This window comes from Virgibacillus litoralis, assembly GCF_017873675.1.
GTDB lineage: Bacteria > Bacillota > Bacilli > Bacillales > Amphibacillaceae > Lentibacillus > Lentibacillus litoralis.
The window spans coordinates 201,017-222,937 of sequence record NZ_JAGGKK010000003.1 but is presented as its reverse complement, the minus strand read 5'-3'; the positions used below and the strand labels follow the sequence as shown (position 1 = coordinate 222,937).

Here is a 21,921-nt window from a genome sequence, read left to right as displayed (position 1 = left end):
GGGATAGTCAGTGGCTATTGATACTGCAAAAAAGAGACAGATAGTTGCCGTCTGTAGTGCCACTGGTGGTCAAGGGCGAACAACAGTAACCGTTAACCTGGCAGCATTTCTAGCGGCAAGAGGGTCAAATGTGAGCATTATAGACGGTGATCTTCAGTTTGGTGACCTCGCGATGGCACTTGATCTTGATCCTATTTTAACGATAAAGGAAATCGCAGAACGAGATGATAGCGAGAATAGTGTTAATTACTATTCCACCCATTCATCTGGTATTGAATTATTAGCCGCCCCAAAACGGCCAGAGCACGCAGACGTGATTGATAGTGAACAGATTTCAGCAGTTATTGACGCAGTACACGCTACATCAGAAATTTTATTTGTCGAAACGCAGACAGGGCTGACGGACCATACTTTACAAGTTGTGGAAAAGGCAGATCAAATACTGGTAACGGCAACTCCAGGAATGGCTTCCTTAAAAAATGCCCGGTTAATGATAGAAACCTTTGAGGCACTTGGCCTAAAAGATAGAGTCAGGTTAGTTATCAATCAATCAACTGCTTCGTCAGTCGTCAAAAAAAGTGACATTCCTGAGCTTGTGAAACTATCAGAAGTATTCTATTTACCATATGATAGTAAACATGTTTCACATTCTTTAGATATAGGTGTTCCAATTGTTCAAAGTCAACCAAAGCTTGAGTTTTCGAAAGGAATAGAACGGCTGGCAAAAAAACTGTTTGCAGTTGAACGCAGTGCTTCTAAAAAATTGCCATTTCGCGGACTTTTCCGCATCAAAAAAAGTAAACGATTGCGAGGGAAGACCGAATGAGTCTGTTAGAAAAGCTACAATCAAAAAGTGAAACCAAAACGAACACGACGGAACCAATAAATGAGGATAATAAAATAAAAACAAATATAGAACAGGAACACCAGGAACAACCAAGTGATCTTAACGTTATCGATCCTTCCCCTAAGCCTAAACAAACCAAAAAAACTGCCGTGTCTCAAGAATATCGTGAAGTAAAAAGTCTTGTCTTTAAGTACATTATTCGCGAACGAAAAGACGAAGATGTGAACGAAATTGTGTCTGATCTTGATACAATTATATCTGAAATTATAAATGAAAATGATTATAAGCTTCGACGTGCTGACGATAGGAAAAATTTGAAGGAAGAAATCGAGAATGACCTTACTGGATATGGTCCAATCACTCCCTTATTGAATGATGAGAGTGTTACGGAGGTAATGGTTAATGGACCTAATCAAGTATATGCAGAGCGAAACGGACGTTTAGAGCTTACAGATACCACCTTCCGTGACAATGACCATGTATCGGCAGTTTTAGAGAAGATTGTTGCTCCACTTGGCCGTCGAATTGATGAAAGCAGTCCAATGGTTGATGCCCGACTTAAAGATGGGTCACGTGTAAATGCGATCATCCCGCCGCTTGCACTTGGCGGACCGACAATCACAATTCGTAAGTTTTCTAAAGATCCGTTTACCATTCACGATCTTATACGATTTGGAACACTTAGTCAGGAAATGGCTGAATTTGTGCAAGCATGCGTTGCCTCCAAATTAAATATTTTTGTAAGTGGTGGAACAGGTTCCGGGAAAACAACAACGTTGAATGTATTATCATCTTTTATTTCAAATACGGATCGGATTGTAACGATTGAGGATGCTGCGGAACTGCAGCTTGGGCAGGATCATGTTGTCTCGCTTGAAACTCGTCCACCGAACATCGAAGGAAAGGGTGCCATTTCAATTCGTGACCTCGTTCGAAATTCACTGCGGATGCGGCCAGATCGAATTGTTATTGGTGAGGTTCGAAGTGGTGAGGCGTTAGATATGCTTCAGGCAATGAATACCGGCCATGATGGCTCATTGGCAACTGGACACTCGAATAGTCCGAGGGATATGGTTTCACGTTTGGAAACAATGGTCCTAATGGCTGGTATGGATTTGCCAATTAAAGCTATACGTGAGCAAATAGCTGGTGCGCTTGATGTTATTATCCAGCAATCCCGTTTAAAAGATGGTACCCGGCGAATTACAAATATAACGGAAGTACAAGGCCTTGAAGGTGACATAATTGTACTACAGGATATTTTTACGTTCAGACAGTCTGGTGTTGATGATGATGGCAAGATTTTAGGTAAGCTTGTACCTACTGGAATACGTCCGAAATTCTATGAACAGATGGAGTATCAGGGAATTACACTTCCGCCATCTATCTTTTCGGAAAAAATGGAGTGATTTAAATGGAAGCACTTTTATTAATTTCAGTATTTATAACGGTTTTTCTTTTTTTATTAGCGTTCAGTAATTTACGCGGATCCAAAAAAGAAGATGAATCTGTGGTACAAAAATCGCTGTCGATTTCGGAGCTTCTGAAAAACGCAAATCAGCGACTCAAAATGCTATTAATTCAAAAGAAAAAACCAAGTAAAAAGCGTAATACACTGGAAGATAGACTTAGTGTAGCTGGACTTCCAATAAAGCCAGAAGAGTTTGTCGCGTTTCGCTGGCTGTTAGCTGTGATTTCAGGAGGTATTCTTCAATTGAACAGCAACATTCTACTGGGAATTATTGGAGTCGTTTTTGGTTATTTTATTCCTGAAGTTTGGCTGAAAAGCAAACAGCGAAAGCGTATCAAAGCGTTTAACGAAGGTTTACCTGGAATGATTACATCGATAATTGGATCATTGCGGGCAGGTTTCAGTTTCGTGCAATCACTGCAAATGGTTTCCCAGGAATCCTATTCACCAATCAAAGAAGAAGTGGAGCACATTATTAAATCAATGCAATATGGTACAAGTATGGAAGATGCCCTATTAGAATGGCAAAAAAGGATGCCAAGTGATGATCTTGGATTGCTTGTTGATGCTATCTTAATACAACGGCAAGTAGGCGGAAATTTAGCCTATTTGCTGGATAAAATTGTTGAAACAACCCGTGAAAGAACAAAGATCGAAAATCAGATTAAAACATTGACAGCGCAGGGAAGGCTATCCGGAATTGTAATTAGTTTATTACCAGTGGCCCTTGGTTTTATTATTTATTTAATGAATCCAGGGTATATTACAACACTGTTTGTAAATCCGATTGGTCAATTAATGCTTGGGGCAGCTTTGGTTGGTGGAATTATTGGCTTTTTCCTAATTCGTAAAATAACTACTATCGAGGTGTAATGATGTTAGCAATGTATATTAGCTTTTTTCTAAGTATCAGCTTAATTTCATATGGCGTTGTTGCCTACTACTCGGGACGAAGGGGAAAAGTTCAAGCACGTATTCAGGCTTATTTTATAAACAATACACCTGAGGTTGACCAAAGCGCCGCTGTTGAAGAAGAATTGCCTTCCTTTTATGAGCGTGTTGTTTTTCCAGTTTGGAAGAAGATCAAGCGTAAATACAGTAATAAATTAGGTCAAGAAGAGGCTTCTAAGATCGAAGTGAAATTACTGCAAGCAGGTCAGCCATTTGGGCTAAGTCCAGTTGAGTTTAAAATGCTGCAGCTAATTATGATCGTTTCATTTTCTGTTGTTGGTCTAGGGTACGGACTGCTGTTAAGCGTTTCCGTTCCACTTCTGTTGCTATTAGCAATTATGGGGCTAGCAGTTGCTGTTGTTCTCCCAAAATATTATCTTAAGACGAAGATTGAGCGAAGAAGTAAATTGGCAGAGAAAAGTCTGCCTGATGTCCTTGATTTACTAACGATTAGTTTGGAGGCTGGACTGGGATTTGATGCAGCAGTCAGTCAGGTAGCAGCAAAGAAAAAAGGTGTATTAGCTGATGAATTCAAGGTCACTTTGGAAGAAATGCGTTTAGGAAAGACAAGGAAAGAAGCATTAAATGCAATGAATGACAGGATTTTGTCAGATGATTTGAGGACGTTAATTTTCAACATTGTACAGGCTGAGAAGCTTGGTATCGGTATGGTTTCAGTATTACGTGTTCAAACCGAGGACATACGTGAACGCAGGCGCCAACGGGCAGAGGAAGCTGCTATGAAAGCGCCAATTAAGATGATGTTTCCGCTAGTTCTATTCATATTTCCAACGTTATTTATTATTCTACTTGGACCAGCTATTCTTCAGCTGTTAGAAGTATTTTAAAACAGACTTCCTGTGATGTGGTTGGCTGTTTTTTATTCGTCAACTGGAGTAGCGATTTTACTGGCGATCCAACGTTTGGCAGTGGTTTCGTCAATTTCATAGACTTTACCTTCGCGCAGCAAGTCCCCATGATAGGCTGTCTGGACATTCATTTTTATTTTAACCATCCGGAATCTCCTTTATTTGTTGTTTAATTACATTTTACCACAGGAATCGTGGTGATTTATGCAATTTAGCTGAAGTTGTCACACATTCGGCTCAAGTTCACAATAATTCCGCCGAAGTTCACAATTTCAACGGTGCGTCGCCAAAGAATAATACATCAAGCTGGACAGGGCGCGCCAATTTAGAAAAGTGAAATGCCGCTACAGAATTATATAGCGGCATACTAATTATTCAGTTATCATTTTAAAAGCTTGCTCAACATCGGTCGTAGGTTGTTTGCATGCGAAGTTTTCACATACGTAAATGGTAGGCTTCTCATCTATTTTACGATAATCACTGGCAAATGGTGCGACCTCAGCTAGTTGTTCAGCATTTTTACTGGCAAGTAATGTTACATCCGGTAAAAATTCTTTCTGGAGCTTGGCTAGAATATTCTTACCATTTCCTAAAACGACAACCTCTTTTGTAGGGTTTTCTGTCAGCAACAAGCTTTGAACAAAATGTGTGCTAGCTGTTACACCTTGTCTAACTTCCTCGTAAAAGGCATAGTACATTTCTTCAAGCTTATCAAGATAGGCTGTTTCCCCGGTTGAATAGCCTAATCGTGCCAGCATAACGGCTGCAACGCTATTCCCTGAAGGCAGGGCACCGTCATATATTTCTTTCTCCCTTGATAATAATTTTTCACTATCTTCTCCGCTAAAGAAAAATCCTCCATGTTCCTTATCCCAAAATAAGTCGATCATATAGTCTGCTAGGGCTCTGGCTTTTTTTAGATAGTTTAATGAAAAGGTTGCCTCATATAATTCCACGTTAGCCCACAGTAAAAAGGCATAGTCATCAAGGTAGCCGTTAAATTTAACGTCACCTTCACGATAGCGAGCCATAACTCGGCCATTTTTAACTAGATTCGCTTCAATAAAGTTTAAGGCAGTTTCTGCAGTTTTAATGTATTGCTGTTCCTCGAATACTTTACCAGCCTTAGCGAGGGCGGTTATGATCATTGCATTCCATGATGTTAAAATCTTGTCATCCACGTGTGGATAGATACGTTTTTCACGTGCAGCTAATAACTTAGCACGCGCTTCTTCAAGGTGCTGATTCAGTTCATCGACTGTAAAGTTATATGCATCTGCTATAGATTCCAGGTTTGCGTCATTCAGGTTCGGTACATTTTTCCCCTCAAAATTTCCTTCTGGCGTGATGCCATACACCGTCGCATATAGGTCACCGAGGTATTCACCGAGAATAGTAAAAATTTCATCATATTCCCATACATAATATTTGCCTTCTACACCTTCCGAGTCAGCATCAATTGCGGAATAGAAGGCCCCTTCAGAACTGCGCATTTCACGCATGACAAATTCAATAATCTGTTCACTTATTTTTCGGTAAAGTGGGTTTTTGGTGATTTGATAGCTTTCTGTGTATGCAATTAGTAATAATGCATTGTCATAGAGCATTTTTTCAAAATGAGGGACGAGCCATTTTTCATCAGTGGAATACCGCGCGAAACCGAATCCAACATGGTCATATATTCCCCCATTTGCCATGGCCTGCAATGTACTTTCAGCCATTTTGAGAGCAGCAGATTTTCCTGTAAAATGATAATAACGCAATAAATATAACAGATTTTGCGGCGTAGGAAATTTAGGTGCTGATCCAAATCCGCCGTTTGTAAAATCGAATCGTTTCCCAAGCTGCTTGTATACCTGATCGGTCATTTCTTGTGTTAATCTGTTTTCACTTTTAGTTGCGACTGTTTTGTCTAAGGCATCTGTTACACTCTTGGTAACTTCTTTAATATGATCAGGGTCTTCCTTGTATTTTTGATATAATTGCGTGAGTACTTCCATGATACCGGGCATTCCGTATTTACTTTCGCGTGGAAAATAAGTACCAGCATAAAATGGTACTTTTTCCGGTGTCATAAAAATCGAGAGTGGCCAGCCACCTTGTCCAGTCATCATCTGACAAACTGTCATGTAGACAGAATCTATATCAGGGCGTTCTTCCCGGTCGACTTTAATAGATACATAATGGTCATTTAAGTATGCAGCGACCTCTTCATCTTCAAATGATTCATGGGCGAGTACATGACACCAATGACAAGTTGAGTAGCCGATGGAAAGAAATATCGGCTTATCTTCCTGTCTTGCTTTTTCGAATGCTTCTTCACCCCATGGATACCAGTCAACAGGATTCTCAGCGTGTTGTAACAGATATGGTGATTTTTCACTAGCCAATCTGTTTGTAAACTTCTCTTGAGACATAGAGGTACCACCTTTTTCCTTTTAAGTATTTTGGTATAGTCTAACTCAATTAAGTATTTGTATACAATAGTGAGCATTTGTTTAGGGGGTAAGTTATTTATACTTAAACTGGCAGGATTAAGCAATAAGAGGATGAAAGTTTGCCACTCGGAATGAGGATCCGCCAAACAATCGAAGTGAATCCTCATTCCGCTAAATAGCAGAAAAGGTGCTCTTGGAAGGGTGGGACGGATCCTCGTTCCGTTAAAAGAAGAAAATCAGCCGATTTTTAGGCAGAAATAGCTAATAGCGGAATGAGGATCCGTACCCAAGCTTAAAACGAGAGATTTCAAGGAAATAACGGAATGAGGATCCGCGAAACAGTCGAACCGGGTCCTCATTCCGTTAAAAATGGATTCTTCACCAACAAGGCGAAATGTATCTAATTATTATGCGATATCTAATTCCGCCAACTTAACTTTTCGAAGCTCGTGTATACCCTTTTATCGTATGTGTATGACCATCATTTTCAGTAGTCTTTATCTCTGCGTAATGGGTATGATAACCATTACCTAATGAAATTGGCGGGCTTGTTTGTGCCTCATATTGATGAATGTGTCCGTCATCAAAGGTTGTGTTTCCATAGATCTTGTGTACGTGACCGTCATTCGTTTCGATTGGTGGGCTGGTAACACCTGGATGTAAATGGGTATGTTTGTCATTGCAGGTTGTTGCACCATAATGAGCATGTGTGTGACCGGCATTTTGATTGGGATTAGTACTATCTTTCGTAGTTTTATTACGTGGAAGTCCTTCTGGATGATTAAGGTTATATGGATGCTGCATACCATTTGGACTAACTGGTGGGTAGGCATATGCTACCGGGACCATCGTGTAATACATGTTTACATTCCCCCTGGAGTTTGATCAGTAGTAGGGTATGCATTGGGCGCTTGTACGGTGCTGATAATGAACCAAAACGCTGATCCGAGTTAGGAATCAGCGTCATAATATACACAGGACTCATATGGTTTTAATTCCAGTCTTTGTCCTGATCTCTTATTAGGTTCGTGATAATTTCCTATTATTTTACTAGCCTTTAGGAAGTCTTTTGGTATTTCAAAATGGATGAAATCATTTGTGAAATTACTTACCACCAATAAGCTTGTATTTCCAAGTTTTCTTGTATATGCAAAGATTTTTTCACTCTCAGCCATCAGCAGTTCATATGCTCCATAAACAATAATCGGGTAGTTTTTCCGTAAAGCAATAAGCTGCCTGTAGTAATGATAAATTGAGTCAGGGTCAGCAACTGCCTTTGCAGCATTAATATCAACATAATTTGGGTTGACTTGGAGCCATGGTGTTGTTTTCGAGAATCCAGCATTCACACTTGTGTCCCACTGCATTGGGGTACGAGCGTTGTCCCGTGATTTTGCATGTATTGTTTCTAATACTGCCTTTTCTTCGGCACCTTCATTTATTTTCTCTTCGTACATATTTAACGTTTCAATGTCACGGTAGCTTGCTATCTGACTAAAACGCACGTTAGTCATTCCAAGCTCTTCACCTTGGTAAATGTACGGTGTGCCTTTCATCATGTGTAAGGTAGTTGCTAGCATTTTTGCTGACTCAACTCGATAATTACCATCATCTCCAAATCTGGATACAACACGTGGCTGGTCGTGGTTATTCCAATATAAACTGTTCCAGCCTTCATTCTCCAATTCGGTTTGCCATTTTGATAGAATTTGCTTTAATTCTACAAGAGACCAAGGTTTGATATCCCACTTCCCGCTTAAGCCTGAGTCAATGTCCATATGTTCAAAATGAAAGACCATATCTAATTCGTTGCGGCTTTCTGCTGTGTATAGTTTAGCTTGTTCTGGCGTGACACCTGGCATCTCACCAACCGTCATAGTGTCATAATTTGCTAGGGTTTTCTGATTCATTTCCTGCAAAAATTCATGGACGCGCGGACCATTCATATAGTAGGGGTGGCCTGAAGCGTATAAATTTCCGTTATTTGCTTCACCATCTGGCAGGCGCTGGTCTTTTGAAATAAAGTTAATTACGTCCATTCGAAAGCCGTCAACCCCTTTATCAATCCACCATTGCATCATTGTATAAAGGTCATTTCGGACATCAGGATTTTCCCAGTTTAAGTCAGGTTGTTTCTGTGAAAATAAATGTAAATAATACTGATTTGTTGTCTTATCATATTTCCAGGCTGACCCACTAAATGCAGACTCCCAATTATTTGGCTTGTCACGCCAGATGTAATAATCACGGAAGGCGTTGTCTGTTGATTTCCGGGATTCGATGAACCAGTTATGCTCATCAGAAGTATGGTTAATTACCAGATCCATGATCAATTTCATGTCACGTTTGTGAATTTCGTGAAGCATCCTGTTCCAGTCTTCCATGGTACCAAAGTCGCTCATTATCCTTGTGTAATCGCTGATGTCGTACCCGTTGTCATCGTTTGGTGATTCGTAAACAGGGGAGAGCCAGATGACGTCAATCCCAAGGTCCTTTAAATAATCAAGTTTTTGGATAATCCCATTGATATCACCAATACCATCATTATTACTATCGTTAAAACTCCGCGGATAAATCTGATAGACAACACTTTCTTTCCACCATTGGCGGGTCATACATTCACCTCCATTAGACTTTCAGGATTAAAAAGTCATTTGCTTCTGCATCTAGATGCAGTAGATTATCATCTGCTGAAACCTGCTTTCCGGTCCATAGATTAGTAGCCTTTTTCCCATTTATCGTTACTGATATAGGCTTACTCGAAGGGTTTATTACAAAATAGATCACTTCATTGTTAAATGATTTTGTGTATACAAGATGGTTTGTTTCAGAACTTGACTCCACAATGCTAAACTCTCCTTTACTGCCAAACGCTGGCTCGGTTTTCCGCAGCCTAATTAATTTTTTGACAAAGGATTTTAAATGCAAATCCTGCTGGTTTTCATCCCATTTCATACACTTTCTGCATTCTGGATCTTCTCCGCCTGTCATCGCAATTTCGTCTCCGTAATAAATACAAGGTGTTCCTGTAAAGGACAGTTGGAGTAAAAATAATAACTTGACCTTTTGTTTGTCATTGTTACACAACGTAAGTACACGTTCAGTATCATGACTGCCCAGCAAATTGAAGGTTGTTTCATTAACATTTTCCGGGTATGAACATAGAACAGCTGAAACCTGGTTTGCAAACTCATTTGCATTTTTCGTGTCTTTTGCTAAATAATCAAGAGCAGCGAGTGTGAATGGATAGTTCATGACTGCATCAAATTGATCACCTTGCAGCCAGGGCATCGAATCATGCCATATCTCTCCTAAAATATATGCGTCGGGCTTTATGGCCTTCACTTCTTGCCTGAACTCCCGCCAAAACTGATGATCAACTTCATTCGCAACATCAAGGCGCCAGCCATCAATATCAAATTCCTCAATCCAGTAGGCAGCAACCTTTAACAGATATGCTTTGACTTCCGGGTTTTCGGTATTCAATTTTGGCATATGTGGGGTAAATGCAAATGATTCAAAGTTAGGTTCAGGCTCCGTTTTAACAGGAAACTCTCTAATGTGGAACCAGTCTTTGTATAGTGACTTATCACCATTTTTCAAAACATCCTGAAACGGTGGGAAGTAGTATCCGCTATGGTTAAAAACTGCATCAAGCATAATACGAATCCCTTTTTCATGACACATATTAACTAATTTCTTGAATGTTTCCTTGTCTCCAAACTGCGGATCAATTTCCATGTAGTCGATTGTATCGTACTTGTGATTAGAGTGCGCTTTAAATATAGGTGTGAAATAGATTCCGTTTATACCTAAGTCAACCAGATAATCCAAATGATCAATTATTCCCTGAAAATCACCACCAAAAAAGTTTTCCTGTTGTGGTTGAGCACTGTCCCATTCAAGTGTTCCTGCTGGGTCAAGTGAATGATCGCCATTTGCAAATCGTTCCGGGAAAATTTGATACCAAACAGTGTCTTTCACCCATTCTGGTGAGTTAAATACATCAACCTCATTCAAAAATGGAAAACAAAAGTAATACTGAATATCATCTAACGGAGGTTCATCTGAGAAGCCTCTTTCAGCATAAACGAGTTTTTCATCGCCGTTGTAGAGTGCAAATCCGTAACGTAATCGTCGATAAGGAGGATTGATTTTGATAAGCCAATAATCAAATAACTCATCTGATGCCTGCAGGAACATATCTGTATACTGAAACTGCCAGCCTTCCTTATCCCAATCATATGGATCACCATGAATCAGTTTTACTTTTTCTACATCATGTTTCTTCGTACGCAAACGGATGTGTATTGTTCGCTTGTCATATGCATATGCAAAATTATTCTTCGGACGATGATAAATCGCTTCTTTCATCATATTATTTTTCTCCCTTCATAAATAAAAAACCCCGCTCTCCAAGTGTGGAAAACGGGGTTGTTGTTCTTTAGCTTACAAAGCATTGCCCTCAAATTATAGATTCATTTAATTATAGAATACTGTGATTTTGAAAATTGTCAATAGAAGAGGTTGTTCAAAAAGTCCGGTGAAAATGATACATCGGATTTCGTCGTTAGCTTGGCAGTCATAAAAGTGTAAATCATTTTTTACTGCATAAGTGCAGCAACTAAGACTTTCGCCATTAAGGGTTGGCGATAAGTCAGGTTCTCTAACTTTTCCGTTCCTTGGAAAAGAAATAATAAATAAAATCAGTGAAAACGGTTGCATTAAATTTGGTTAGCATTTAGAATAAGAATTAAGAAGTTTGTGCAACCGATTTCACAAAAGTCGGTTCATAACAAAATTAAAGGGGGAAGTTTTCTAATGAAAAAATCTACATATCTATTAATTGCTGCACTTATGTTTATCTTTGTAGTATTAGCAGCCTGTGCACCAGAGCGTTCGGAAGACACTGAAGAAAGTGATGATGAAAGTAGTGCTACTACTGAAACTACTGAAACTACTGAAAAACCTGAATCATTGACAATTTGGGCGAACGATGAAGAGAAACAATTAGAAGCTGTTGAGGATATTGCAGCTAACTATGAAGAAGAAACAGGAATTACAGTTAACGTTGAGGTAAAATCGATGCTTGATCAAATGGAAGAATTAGCACTAGCAGGACCTGAAGGAAATGGTCCGGATTTATTTTTCCAACCGCATGACCGAATTGGAAATATTGTAGCGCAAGGTCTCGCAGAACCTGTGGAAATACCTGAAGATGTAATGAACTCCTACAGTGATGCTGCGGTTGATGCGATAACATACAAGTATGATAATGAAACAAATCAATATGGTTTTCCAGCAGTAATTGAGACATATGGTATCTTCTATAATACGGATATTGTAGAAGAAGAGCCAAAAACTGTTGATGATTTGATGGCATTACTGGAAAATAAAACGAATCCTGGTAATGATGAATATGGATTTTTGATGAAACCTAACGATTTATACTTCGCTATACCGTTCTTCAATAACTATGGCGGTTATATTTTCGGAGGGGATGCAGGTGAATATGATACAGAGGATATCGGATTAAATAATGAAGGATCTGTTGAAGGCGGGAAGTTATTCCAATCCTTTTTCGGAAAAGGTAAAATTCCACCATCAACTACAACTGACGTAATTGACGGACTATTTAACGATGGAAAAGTTGGAGCAGTTATTAATGGCCCTTGGAGTATTGTCGGTTATAAAGAAGCACTTGGTGATAAACTAGCATTTGCACCATTTCCTTCAATCAATGGGGAACCGGCTCAAACTTTTGTAGGGGTTAAGTCATGGATGGTTTCCTATTATTCAGAAAACAAAGAATGGGCTGCTGACTTAGCGGCGTTTATGACTAATCCAGAAAGCTCACAGCATTACTATGAAGTAGCAGGGGAACTCGTGCCTAGTAAAGAAGCACTCGAATCAATAGAAGACCCAATTTACGCAGCGTTTGCAGAGCAAATTAAGCATGGTGTACCTATGCCAAGTACCTCAGCTATGCAGCAAGTATGGGAGCCATTCAACAATGCATTGCAATTTATTGCGGAAGGTGAAGATGTAAAACCTGTACTAGATGAATCAGTCGAACAAATAAAAACAAACATAGAAGCAAGTGGAGTAGAGTAAATACCAAGCAATGATTTTTGATGGGGGGAGTTAACTCTTCCCATCATTCTGTTTGTTCATCAGGACCTAAAAGGGGGTACCAAAATTGTCTTCTCCTGACAATAAGCAAAAAACCGGCAAGAACCACAGTCCAAAGGTTGCAACGATTTTATCGATTTTATTTGCTGGCTTGGGACAATTGTACAACCGTCGCTATATAAAAGGGATTTCGTTAATTGTTATTGAAATAGCGTTTCTGCTGACAGCTCTCCAATCATTGAATTACGGAATCTGGGGGCTGCGAACGTTAGGAACCATTGCAGGAACGGATCACTCGATACGCTTGCTTGTTATTGGTGTTCTTTCACTAATCACAATTATTATAGTTGCGGCATTATATGTATTTAATGTGTACGATGCACGAAAACAGGCGAAGAAAATTCAAAATGGATGGAAACCGCTTAAGCTAAAAGACACGATACGAGTTGCATATGATAATACATTTCCATATTTGATGACATTTCCAGGGCTGCTTCTCATGGTTTTCGTGGTTATTTTTCCGCTAATCTTTTCAGTATTACTGGCGTTTACAAATTACAATCTATTTAATTCACCGCCACGAAATCTAGTAGACTGGGTTGGCTTTGATAACTTTGTAGAGTTGGTTACTGTACCGATATGGCAGGATACGTTTATTAGCGTTTTTGCTTGGACAATTGTGTGGACAGTTGTTGCGACAACTTTACAAATTGCCCTTGGACTATTTTTGGCTGTACTTGTCAATGATCCAAGAGTTAAATTCAAAAGGATCATTCGTACTATTCTAATTCTTCCATGGGCAGTACCAGCATTTGTGACCATTCTGATTTTTGCAGCAATGTTTAATGATGAGTTTGGAGCAATTAACAGAGATATCATCATCCCACTAATCGGCGGTGATGGTCTGCCATGGTTAAGTGACCCGCTTTATTCACGCGTTGCGATTATTATGATCCAGACGTGGCTTGGTTTTCCATTTGTGTTTGCATTATTTACTGGAGTACTCCAAAGTATTTCGAAGGATTGGTATGAAGCTGCAGATGTTGATGGTGGATCACGCTGGCAAAAATTCCGAGAGATTACGTTTCCGCACGTGATGTTTGCAACGGCGCCATTACTAATTATGCAATACGCACAAAACTTTAATAACTTTAATATTATCTATCTATTTAATGAAGGTGGTCCGCCAGTTAGAGGACAAAATGCCGGTGGGACAGATATTTTAATATCCTGGGTATATAAACTGACATTTGATACAAACAATTACGCGATGGCAGCAGTAATATCCATTATTATGGGGCTGCTTGTATCAGGGTTTGCCTTTTATCAGTTTAGAAAAACCAGATCCTTTAAGGAAGAGGGTGAAATATAATGGATCAGAAGCTGAAATCAAAATTGGAAGTATCTGCAATTTACATTATTATCGCGGTTGTATCGATTATTATATTTTACCCTCTAATATGGACAGTTGGAATGTCACTTAATCCGGGAACTAGTTTATATTCATCATCTATTATTCCGGAAAGCTTCTCATTAGAGCATTATAAATGGCTGTTCAGCGATGGCAGTGATTATCTAGTCTGGTACAAGAACTCATTAATTGTATCATCATTCGTCGCAGCAGGAAGTGTGATTCTAACGTCTCTTATAGCCTATGCTTTTTCCAGGTATCAATTTGTTGGAAGGAAAAACGGGTTATATGTCTTTTTACTATTGCAAATGTTTCCAGTCATGATGGCAATGGTAGCTTTATATATATTCCTGAATATGATTGGTCTGTTAGATTCACTGACTGGGTTAATTCTGATTTATTTGGGTGGACAAATCCCATTTAATGCGTGGCTCGTAAAAGGGTACTTTGACACGATACCACGTGAACTTGACCAGGCAGCACGTATCGATGGTGCTGGCCATTTACGGGTTTTCTGGAGCATCATGCTTCCATTGGCAAAGCCAATTCTTGCGGTTGTAGCTTTATTTAACTTCATGATGCCGATGTTTGACTTCCTGTTGCCATCAATTGTGCTTACAAGTGAGAGTAACTATACATTAGCAGTTGGGTTGTTTAACTTTATAAATGATCAATTCTCTAATAACTTCACTCGATTTGCAGCAGGTTCCATTTTGGTTGCTATACCGATCGCAGGTATATATTTATTCCTGCAGCGTTATCTGATTTCCGGATTAACGGCAGGAGGATCAAAAGGATAAGAAAAATAGTAATTTTGACAGGTAGGGGGTAATCTTAGGGATGCTTGAAGATACTAGCTTTGCAATACATCCAGGAAACGAGCAGCAATCCAAAGCAGTACTATATCGTGATATCGGCAGTATGAAATCCTATAAACAATTGGATACCGGCTATTTTTTTCAATGTGAGAATGGTCAGGTTACCATACAATTTTTTACAAATTCGATTATCAGAGTTGTGATGAATCAATTTAATGAACCGAAACTGAATGGTTCTTACGCAGTTATAGCTAGTCCGGAATACGTAGACGTAAAAGACAGCGACTCAGAAGAACAAGTTGTACTGAAAACAGATAAACTAAATGTTACTATCCAAAAATCGCCATTTCGCCTTACAATATTGGATCATGATGGGAACACATTTCTTGAAGAAGGAGAGCGTGGTATGGCCTATCGGGAAAATGGTGAGGTTACGGCATTTAAAAAAATGAGTGAAGATGATCATTTTTATGGATTCGGTGAAAAATCCGGCCATCTTGATAAACGTGGCGAAACGTATGAAATGTGGAACACAGATGTGTATGCACCACATAATCCTGAAACAGATCCATTGTATGAATCCATTCCCTATTTCATGACACTGCGTAATGGTCGTGCACATGGACTGTTCTTTGATAATACATTCCGAACAACTTTTAATATGAAAGCTGATAATAATGGATATTCATTCAAAGCAGAAGGCGGGCAGCTTGATTATTATGTTCTGGCTGGACCTGAACCAAAGTCGGTATTGCAGCAATACACACATCTTACTGGTAAAATGCCATTGCCGCCAAAGTGGGCACTAGGCTATCACCAGTCACGCTACAGTTATAAATCAGAAGAGGAAGTAAGAGAGCTTGCCTCTAACTTTGTAGAGAAGGATATTCCAATTGATGTTATCCATCTCGATATTCATTACATGAACGAATATCGTGTGTTTACGTTTGATAAAGAGAAATTTCCGGATCCTGCGAAACTTATTGCTGACTTGCGCGAAATGGGGATTCGAATTGTACCAATAGTTGACCCCGGTGTTAAAAAAGATGCAGAGTACACGATCTATCAGGAAGGAATTACTCAGAACCAATTTTGTAAATACATTGAAGGTGATGTATATATTGGGGATGTTTGGCCAGGTGAAAGTGCATTCCCTGACCTGACCGAAGAAAGTGTTCGTAACTGGTGGGCTGATAAACATGAAGTTTATACGTCTATTGGTATTGAAGGTATTTGGAACGACATGAACGAGCCAGCTGTTTTTAATGACACGAAAACAATGGATGTTGATGTGATGCATCGTAATGATGGGAAGCCAGCAACCCATCGGGAGCTGCATAATGTTTATGGTCTATTGATGAGCAAGGCAACGTACGAAGGTATGGAAAAGCAGCTTAATGGTAAGCGGCCATTCTTATTGACTCGTGCAGGTTTTGCAGGCGTACAGCGCTATGCTTCTGTCTGGACAGGTGACAACCGCAGTTTCTGGGAGCACTTACAAATGTCGTTGCCAATGGTGATGAATCTAGGCGTTTCTGGCGTACCATTTGCCGGACCTGATGTAGGTGGTTTTGCCCATGATACGAGTGCAGAATTATTGGTTCGCTGGACACAGGTAGGTGCTTTTACACCCTATTTCCGTAATCATTCAGCAATGGGTACCATTTATCAGGAACCATGGCAGTTCGGTGAAGACAATGAAGCGATTATGAAAAAATATATTCAAATGCGCTACATATGGATGCCCCAGTTATATTCATTGTTTTACCAAGCGAGTGTAACCGGCCATCCGGTAATGCGACCTTTGTTCATGGAGTATCCAGAAGATCAGAAAACGTATAATATAAATGATCAATTTATGATTGGAAACAATGTGGTGGTTGCGCCAATATTGGCACCATCCGTGACAGATCGTGCAGTGTATTTGCCTGCAGGTCAGTGGATTGATTATGAAACTGGTGTTCAATATGAAGGGAAAAGAGCACATTTAATTCATGCAGAATTAGATAGGATGCCTATTTTTATCAAACAAGGTACTGCAATCATGCAAGGTGAGTGGACATCGAATCAAAATAAAAATCCTCACCATGTTCAAATGGATGTTTATGCAGGAGCAAACGGTGAAACATACAACTTTACGTACTATGATGATGATGGAGAAACTTTTGATTTTGAAAACGGAGCATTTATGGAGTTATCAATTGAAGTGAAATCAACAACCAATGCTGTGGTTGTTACCGTCTCAGACCAAAGTGGTCATTATAAACCTGCTTATGGTAAAATTCATGTAAATGTCCATGGGTTACATGATGAACAGGATGTTATACTTAATAATAATGATAATGTAGCAATATCTTTAGTAAAATAAAACAAAAAGTAGAGGGTGAAGATTATGGTAACAATTAAAGATGTAGCAAAAGCAACAGGTGTCGCGCCCTCTACCGTATCTCGTGTAATTGCAAACAATCCAAGAATCAGTATTATGACTAAGGAAAAGGTACGAAAGGCGATGAAGGAATTAGGGTACCATCCTAATGTAAGTGCTAGAAACTTAGCGGTTAAGTCGACTAAAGCGATAGGTGTGGTTTTACCATCGTCTGCTGATAAAGCACTGCAAAATCCCTTTTTTCCTGAAATATTACGTGGAATTGGCTCAGTCACACATGATATGGAATACTCCATGACATTGTCGAGTGGCATTACCGAAGAGGAGATTTTTGCTGAAGTGCAACGAATGGTATACGGAAGTTACGTTGACGGGATTATTCTATTATATTCACGCCTAAACGATAGAGTTATGAATTTTTTGCATGACAAAAATTTTCCTTACGTAATTGTAGGTAAGCCTTACGAGGATATCGATGAAGTTACACATATTGATAACGATAATTTCACAGCTGGTAAGGAAATTACGAATCATTTGATTGAAACCGGTCATGAAAGAATTGCATTCATCGGCGGGTCCAAAGAATTATTCGTAACGATGGATCGTGAAGCTGGCTATCAAGCTGCAGTAAAGGAAGCGGGCCTGAAAGATTGTGAGGAATATAAAATCCACACCGAATTCTTAAAATCAGGTGGGCGTGAGGCAGTTGAAAATCTGCTGTCACTGAAAGTTCGGCCTACTGGATTGGTGATCAGTGATGACTTAATGAGTCTAGGTGTGCTGAGCGGACTGGAAGAAGCGGGGTTTTCTGTACCACACGATATTTCATTAGTTAGTTTCAACAATGTTTATTTGTCAGAAATCATTCGGCCTTCCCTGACAACTGTCGATATTCATATACACGAATTAGGAGCAGAATCTGCCAAAGCACTTATCGAAAAAACCATAGATAAATCAGAACCAGCTAAGCGAATTACAGTCCCACATGAAATTGTATTCAGAAATTCAGTCAGCAAAAGGGAAGCCTTTTAAGGGCTTCTTTTTTGACCTTTCTTACTGCATAAGTGCAGTATACACTATTAAAGCTGGCTATTGCCGATTTCTAGAATAGATAACCAATACAATATGAAACCAAGCCATCGAAGCAGCCAACTCGGTATTTTTAAATTTCCACAAAATTGTCGGTATTTTGTTGCCACTTCTTCGGCCTGAAAATCGAATGTAGTTACACAAAGTATTATTTTTGAAAAAAATAATACAAACAATATTAAATATCGTACGACCATAAGATAAAAAGGCTGTATATAGGGTTTAATCGTCTTGTAAATCGTGTCATTGTTAAACGAAAGTAAAAGAATAGCAAGGAAATGCCTGAAACAACTTTGCCGGACATGAGGGACCTTATTTTATGGAATACAAGCAATTTGAAGGTTTAAGCGGACACCAGATACCTTATTTGCTAGAAACACCCCTATTTCACTTGGATATAAGTTAAATAAGTGCTCCTGTGTCCGCGTATTCCTCAAAATGCGCTTTTAAACTGAAATAGCGGCACCTGTGTCCGCTAATTATCTTCTAGAGATTCAACTTTTTTGAATGAATAGGAAATTATAAAATTTAAGTGTTGTGGATAACTGGACTTCCCTCCCCGTGTCTACGATAAGAAATAAAGGATGTTCGACTAAAACCACCACATCCTGTGGCAACGTCGAACCACCCCACGTCCTGTGGGGCAGCTTACGCTCTTCGTGTATCCTTTATCTCAGGGAAAAGAAAGATCGACTAAGACCGCCGCTTTGCGCGGCAACGTCGACCTACCCGCGATGCGCGGGCACAGTCCATACGGCGCTGAACAGGCGCTTGCGCTTTTGTTTTCACAATTCTGTCACAAAACCCAAAAAATTTCGTTATACCCTCATAATTTAATTGAAATTCGTTCTTACTAAGCATTAAAATAAAATGGAATACTTCGGAGTATCGGAGGAGATTTTTATGGGTAAGGTACTCATGTTATATGCCAGCATGACTGGCAACACTGAATTAATGGCAGAGATTATTGCGGAAGTAGTCGAAAATAGAGGGCATGAAGTTGTCACAAAAACTTTCGATCTTGATCCTATAGATGTAGAAGAACTTCTGGAATATGACGGAGTACTGGTTGGCACGTATTCCTGGGACGATGGCGAGCTGCCATATGAAGCTGAGGATTTTTATGAAGAACTCGATGACGTGGACATTACCGGGAAAATTGTCGGTGTCTTCGGATCCGGGGATTCCTTTTACGATTCGTATGGTGGAGCATCACAATTGATGGGGGAAAGGTTTAAAGAAAAGCAAGCAACTTTAGTAGCGGAGCGCTTAATAGTTGACCTTGAACCTGATAAACAGGACGTAGTAAGATGTCAGCAATTTGCTGAGGCGTTTTGTGGGATGATAGAGGAATAGTTAAAGATTGGAGGGTGTGCATAGTGCACACTCTCTTTTTCTTTGCCCAAAAAAAGAGCTTGTTAATTCGTATGCTCAATTATTAGAAAATTACTATAGTTTATTGACATGTTAAAAATATTACTCTAAAATGTAGCTTAACTACATAAGTGACATATATTTAAGGAGTAAAACTTCTAAACTAGTTAACTGTTTTTTCAGGTAAATGAAAAGGATGAGTTGAAGCCTATGTTTAACGGCATGGAACGAATCAGGCAAGGATTATCTACGTTAAGACCTTCTGAGCAAAAGGTTGCAAATTATATAATCAACAATTCAAAGGCTATATTGGATATGCCGATAGCCCAGTTAGCGAAGAACACTAATACTAGTGAGGCTACAATTATTCGCATGTGTCGTTCATTACATATTAAAGGATTTAGAGAACTGAAATTAAGTATTTCTGCATCCGCTAATCAGGATGGAATTACTACTGACAGATATGAAGATATTGCTGCTGATGCAAACTTATCACAGATTATTAAATTCATTTCGCATAATAATTATCGTTCCATTGAAAGTACGTTAGCATTGATTGACGAAGACAGTATGGAAAAAGCTATCGATAAACTTGATTATGCAAGAAAAATTGTAGTAATAGGTGTTGGAGCTTCAGCAATTGTTGCCTTTGATTTTGAGCAAAAATGTAAGCGCATTAATAAGTGGTGCGAAGCTTTGACAGACAGTCACACACAACTTACATCAGCTGTTCATTTGAATGATAGGGATGTTGTACTCGCTATCTCGTATTCAGGAGAAACGAAAGAAATTATTGATACAGTTAAAATAGCTAAAAAGAATAACGCAAACATTATTTCGTTGACTGGCTATAGCAGTAACACAGTACAAAACCTTGCTAATGTGAATTTATATGCTTCGCCATTGGAAAAGAGTATAAGAAGTGGAGCTACAGCATCAAGAATTGCGCAGCTAAATATTGTTGATATCTTATTCACAGGATTGGCTTCTTTAAACTTTGAACAATCTGTTGATTTTCTAGATAAGACAAGAGAGGTAATTCAGAATAGATAATAGGTGGAATGGTAAAGATGGAATTTGAAAATATCGAACATATTTTTAACAAATATATGGATAAAGACTACTTTACTGGCGGTGTTTGTTACATATCAGTAAATGGAAAAAAAGCCTATCATGAGGCATTTGGATTATCAAACAAGGTTGAAGGAACACGGTGTAACCTTGATACAGTTTTTGACCTTGCGAGTATCACCAAAATAGTAACTTCAACGGTTATTTTAAAAATGATTTCTGAAAACGCTTTATCCTTAACAACGAAACTTGAAAAATGTTTGCCGCAATCAGCGCAGATTCCGGAGTTAGCACCAATTACTATTAAGCAATTGCTGACCCATAGCAGCGGGTTAAAGGCATGGCATTCCTTTTATGCGAACGAGAAGTGTGATTCTTTGTTTGCGATATTGAATTCTATTGATCTGACACATAAGGAAGCTAGAAAAGTAGTTTATAGTGATTTAAATTTTATACTGCTTGGAGAAGTGATTAAGTATTATTATCAATCTAGTTTACAGCATGTTTTTCAGAATCAGTTGGCTGAACCATTGGATTTAGAATCACTTACATATAATCCTCATTATAATACTAATATTGCAGCAACAGAATTTGGCAATAAAATTGAGGAGAAAATGTGCAATGATAGAAATTTTCATTTTACTAATTGGCGCAATCAAAATGTCCCTATTTCAGGAGAAGTAAATGATGGGAATACCTATTATTTTTTTGGTGGTGAATCAGGTCATGCTGGATTATTTTCGAATGTTAAAGACTTAGTTTCAATAGGGGAACTTTATTTGAAAGGGGGAATTAACGGAGAGGAGAAAGTAATTTCTAATGCTCTGATAGAAGAGTCATTTAAAAAACAAGTAGATAATAGGGGATTAGGCTGGGAGACTTCAGACGTTTATCCGGAAGGGGTCGGTCATACGGGATTTACTGGGACCGCCTTATGGATTGAACCAGAAAGAAATGTCGCAGTTGGTCTATTAACAAATAGGTTACACGTAGATCAGCCGAAGAATATTAACCCATTTAGGAAAGAACTTTTTGAGGAGATTTTTAAGAACATATCGTAAATA

17 protein-coding genes are annotated in these 21,921 nt (G+C 39.0%); 12 read left to right on the top strand and 5 right to left on the bottom strand.

Annotation, left to right across the window (positions count from 1 at the left end):
• Positions 1–10 precede the first annotated feature (10 nt).
• From J2Z82_RS04820 to J2Z82_RS04805, 4 genes are read left to right on the top strand one after another with little or no spacing between them, the layout of a single operon-like run.
• Positions 11–826, top strand: a complete 816-nt coding sequence (locus tag J2Z82_RS04820; RefSeq protein ID WP_209479644.1) for a CpaE/TadZ family protein — start codon at positions 11–13, stop codon at positions 824–826.
• Positions 823–2,256 carry a TadA family conjugal transfer-associated ATPase gene (locus tag J2Z82_RS04815; protein ID WP_209479643.1) on the top strand — a complete coding sequence of 478 codons (1,434 nt, stop codon included), beginning with the start codon at positions 823–825 and terminating at the stop codon, positions 2,254–2,256. The genes J2Z82_RS04820 and J2Z82_RS04815 overlap by 4 nt, the downstream gene beginning before the upstream one ends.
• Positions 2,257–2,261: 5 nt before the next feature.
• Positions 2,262–3,191 carry a type II secretion system F family protein gene (locus J2Z82_RS04810; RefSeq protein ID WP_209479642.1) on the top strand — a complete coding sequence of 310 codons (930 nt, stop codon included), beginning with the start codon at positions 2,262–2,264 and terminating at the stop codon, positions 3,189–3,191.
• Positions 3,191–4,117: a type II secretion system F family protein gene (locus J2Z82_RS04805; protein ID WP_245251104.1), complete on the top strand. Its 927-nt coding sequence runs from the start codon at positions 3,191–3,193 to the stop codon at positions 4,115–4,117. Before J2Z82_RS04810 ends, J2Z82_RS04805 begins: the two co-directional genes overlap by 1 nt.
• 32 nt (positions 4,118–4,149) lie before the next feature.
• Here the strand turns inward: J2Z82_RS04805 and J2Z82_RS19525 are convergent, their stop codons facing one another.
• From J2Z82_RS19525 to J2Z82_RS04785, 5 genes are all read right to left on the bottom strand, one after another.
• Positions 4,150–4,284 carry a hypothetical protein gene (locus tag J2Z82_RS19525; RefSeq protein ID WP_280922968.1) on the bottom strand — a complete coding sequence of 45 codons (135 nt, stop codon included), beginning with the start codon at positions 4,282–4,284 and terminating at the stop codon, positions 4,150–4,152.
• Between the two features lie 225 nt (positions 4,285–4,509).
• Positions 4,510–6,555 (bottom strand): thioredoxin domain-containing protein, encoded by a 2,046-nt coding sequence (locus J2Z82_RS04800; protein WP_209479641.1) that lies wholly within the window; start codon positions 6,553–6,555, stop codon positions 4,510–4,512.
• 453 nt (positions 6,556–7,008) lie between these two features.
• Positions 7,009–7,437: a YmaF family protein gene (locus tag J2Z82_RS04795; RefSeq protein WP_209479640.1), complete on the bottom strand. Its 429-nt coding sequence runs from the start codon at positions 7,435–7,437 to the stop codon at positions 7,009–7,011.
• 89 nt (positions 7,438–7,526) lie between these two features.
• Positions 7,527–9,191 (bottom strand): glycoside hydrolase family 13 protein, encoded by a 1,665-nt coding sequence (locus J2Z82_RS04790; RefSeq protein WP_209479639.1) that lies wholly within the window; start codon positions 9,189–9,191, stop codon positions 7,527–7,529.
• A 13-nt stretch (positions 9,192–9,204) separates the two neighbouring features.
• Positions 9,205–10,953, bottom strand: coding sequence for an alpha-glycosidase (locus J2Z82_RS04785; protein WP_209479638.1), 1,749 nt, complete (start codon positions 10,951–10,953; stop codon positions 9,205–9,207).
• Positions 10,954–11,397: 444 nt separating this feature from the next.
• On the opposite strand from J2Z82_RS04785, the gene J2Z82_RS04780 reads away from it, so the two are divergent.
• The 8 genes from J2Z82_RS04780 to J2Z82_RS04745 all read left to right on the top strand — a co-directional run bounded on the left by J2Z82_RS04780 (position 11,398) and on the right by J2Z82_RS04745 (position 21,918).
• Positions 11,398–12,690: a sugar ABC transporter substrate-binding protein gene (locus J2Z82_RS04780; protein WP_209479637.1), complete on the top strand. Its 1,293-nt coding sequence runs from the start codon at positions 11,398–11,400 to the stop codon at positions 12,688–12,690.
• Positions 12,691–12,775: 85 nt separating this feature from the next.
• Positions 12,776–14,080: a carbohydrate ABC transporter permease gene (locus J2Z82_RS04775; protein WP_209479636.1), complete on the top strand. Its 1,305-nt coding sequence runs from the start codon at positions 12,776–12,778 to the stop codon at positions 14,078–14,080.
• Positions 14,080–14,919: a sugar ABC transporter permease gene (locus tag J2Z82_RS04770; protein ID WP_209479635.1), complete on the top strand. Its 840-nt coding sequence runs from the start codon at positions 14,080–14,082 to the stop codon at positions 14,917–14,919. The genes J2Z82_RS04775 and J2Z82_RS04770 overlap by 1 nt, the downstream gene beginning before the upstream one ends.
• Before the next feature lie 40 nt (positions 14,920–14,959).
• Positions 14,960–17,305: a glycoside hydrolase family 31 protein gene (locus tag J2Z82_RS04765; protein ID WP_209479634.1), complete on the top strand. Its 2,346-nt coding sequence runs from the start codon at positions 14,960–14,962 to the stop codon at positions 17,303–17,305.
• A gap of 24 nt (positions 17,306–17,329) precedes the next feature.
• On the top strand, positions 17,330–18,355 hold the full coding sequence (locus tag J2Z82_RS04760) for a LacI family DNA-binding transcriptional regulator (RefSeq protein WP_245251102.1): 1,026 nt from the start codon (positions 17,330–17,332) through the stop codon (positions 18,353–18,355).
• A gap of 960 nt (positions 18,356–19,315) precedes the next feature.
• Entirely contained in the window at positions 19,316–19,768 is a 453-nt protein-coding gene (locus tag J2Z82_RS04755) for a flavodoxin (protein WP_209479633.1), read from the top strand.
• 228 nt (positions 19,769–19,996) lie between these two features.
• Entirely contained in the window at positions 19,997–20,839 is an 843-nt protein-coding gene (locus J2Z82_RS04750; RefSeq protein ID WP_209479632.1) for a MurR/RpiR family transcriptional regulator, read from the top strand.
• Between the two features lie 17 nt (positions 20,840–20,856).
• On the top strand, positions 20,857–21,918 hold the full coding sequence (locus J2Z82_RS04745; RefSeq protein ID WP_209479631.1) for a serine hydrolase domain-containing protein: 1,062 nt from the start codon (positions 20,857–20,859) through the stop codon (positions 21,916–21,918).
• Positions 21,919–21,921 lie beyond the last annotated feature (3 nt).

What these genes read in the sequence shown, in the direction of transcription:
- J2Z82_RS04815 (WP_209479643.1), top strand. Translation starts at nt 823, where the DNA reads ATGAGTCTGTTAGAAAAGCTACAATCAAAAAGTGAAACCAAAACGAAC.
- J2Z82_RS04810 (WP_209479642.1), top strand. Translation starts at nt 2,262, where the DNA reads ATGGAAGCACTTTTATTAATTTCAGTATTTATAACGGTTTTTCTTTTT.
- J2Z82_RS04805 (WP_245251104.1), top strand. Translation starts at nt 3,191, where the DNA reads ATGATGTTAGCAATGTATATTAGCTTTTTTCTAAGTATCAGCTTAATT.
- J2Z82_RS19525 (WP_280922968.1), bottom strand. Translation starts at nt 4,284, where the DNA reads ATGGTTAAAATAAAAATGAATGTCCAGACAGCCTATCATGGGGACTTG.
- J2Z82_RS04800 (WP_209479641.1), bottom strand. Translation starts at nt 6,555, where the DNA reads ATGTCTCAAGAGAAGTTTACAAACAGATTGGCTAGTGAAAAATCACCA.
- J2Z82_RS04795 (WP_209479640.1), bottom strand. Translation starts at nt 7,437, where the DNA reads ATGTATTACACGATGGTCCCGGTAGCATATGCCTACCCACCAGTTAGT.
- J2Z82_RS04790 (WP_209479639.1), bottom strand. Translation starts at nt 9,191, where the DNA reads ATGACCCGCCAATGGTGGAAAGAAAGTGTTGTCTATCAGATTTATCCG.
- J2Z82_RS04785 (WP_209479638.1), bottom strand. Translation starts at nt 10,953, where the DNA reads ATGATGAAAGAAGCGATTTATCATCGTCCGAAGAATAATTTTGCATAT.
- J2Z82_RS04780 (WP_209479637.1), top strand. Translation starts at nt 11,398, where the DNA reads ATGAAAAAATCTACATATCTATTAATTGCTGCACTTATGTTTATCTTT.
- J2Z82_RS04770 (WP_209479635.1), top strand. Translation starts at nt 14,080, where the DNA reads ATGGATCAGAAGCTGAAATCAAAATTGGAAGTATCTGCAATTTACATT.
- J2Z82_RS04765 (WP_209479634.1), top strand. Translation starts at nt 14,960, where the DNA reads ATGCTTGAAGATACTAGCTTTGCAATACATCCAGGAAACGAGCAGCAA.
- J2Z82_RS04760 (WP_245251102.1), top strand. Translation starts at nt 17,330, where the DNA reads ATGGTAACAATTAAAGATGTAGCAAAAGCAACAGGTGTCGCGCCCTCT.
- J2Z82_RS04755 (WP_209479633.1), top strand. Translation starts at nt 19,316, where the DNA reads ATGGGTAAGGTACTCATGTTATATGCCAGCATGACTGGCAACACTGAA.
- J2Z82_RS04750 (WP_209479632.1), top strand. Translation starts at nt 19,997, where the DNA reads ATGTTTAACGGCATGGAACGAATCAGGCAAGGATTATCTACGTTAAGA.
- J2Z82_RS04745 (WP_209479631.1), top strand. Translation starts at nt 20,857, where the DNA reads ATGGAATTTGAAAATATCGAACATATTTTTAACAAATATATGGATAAA.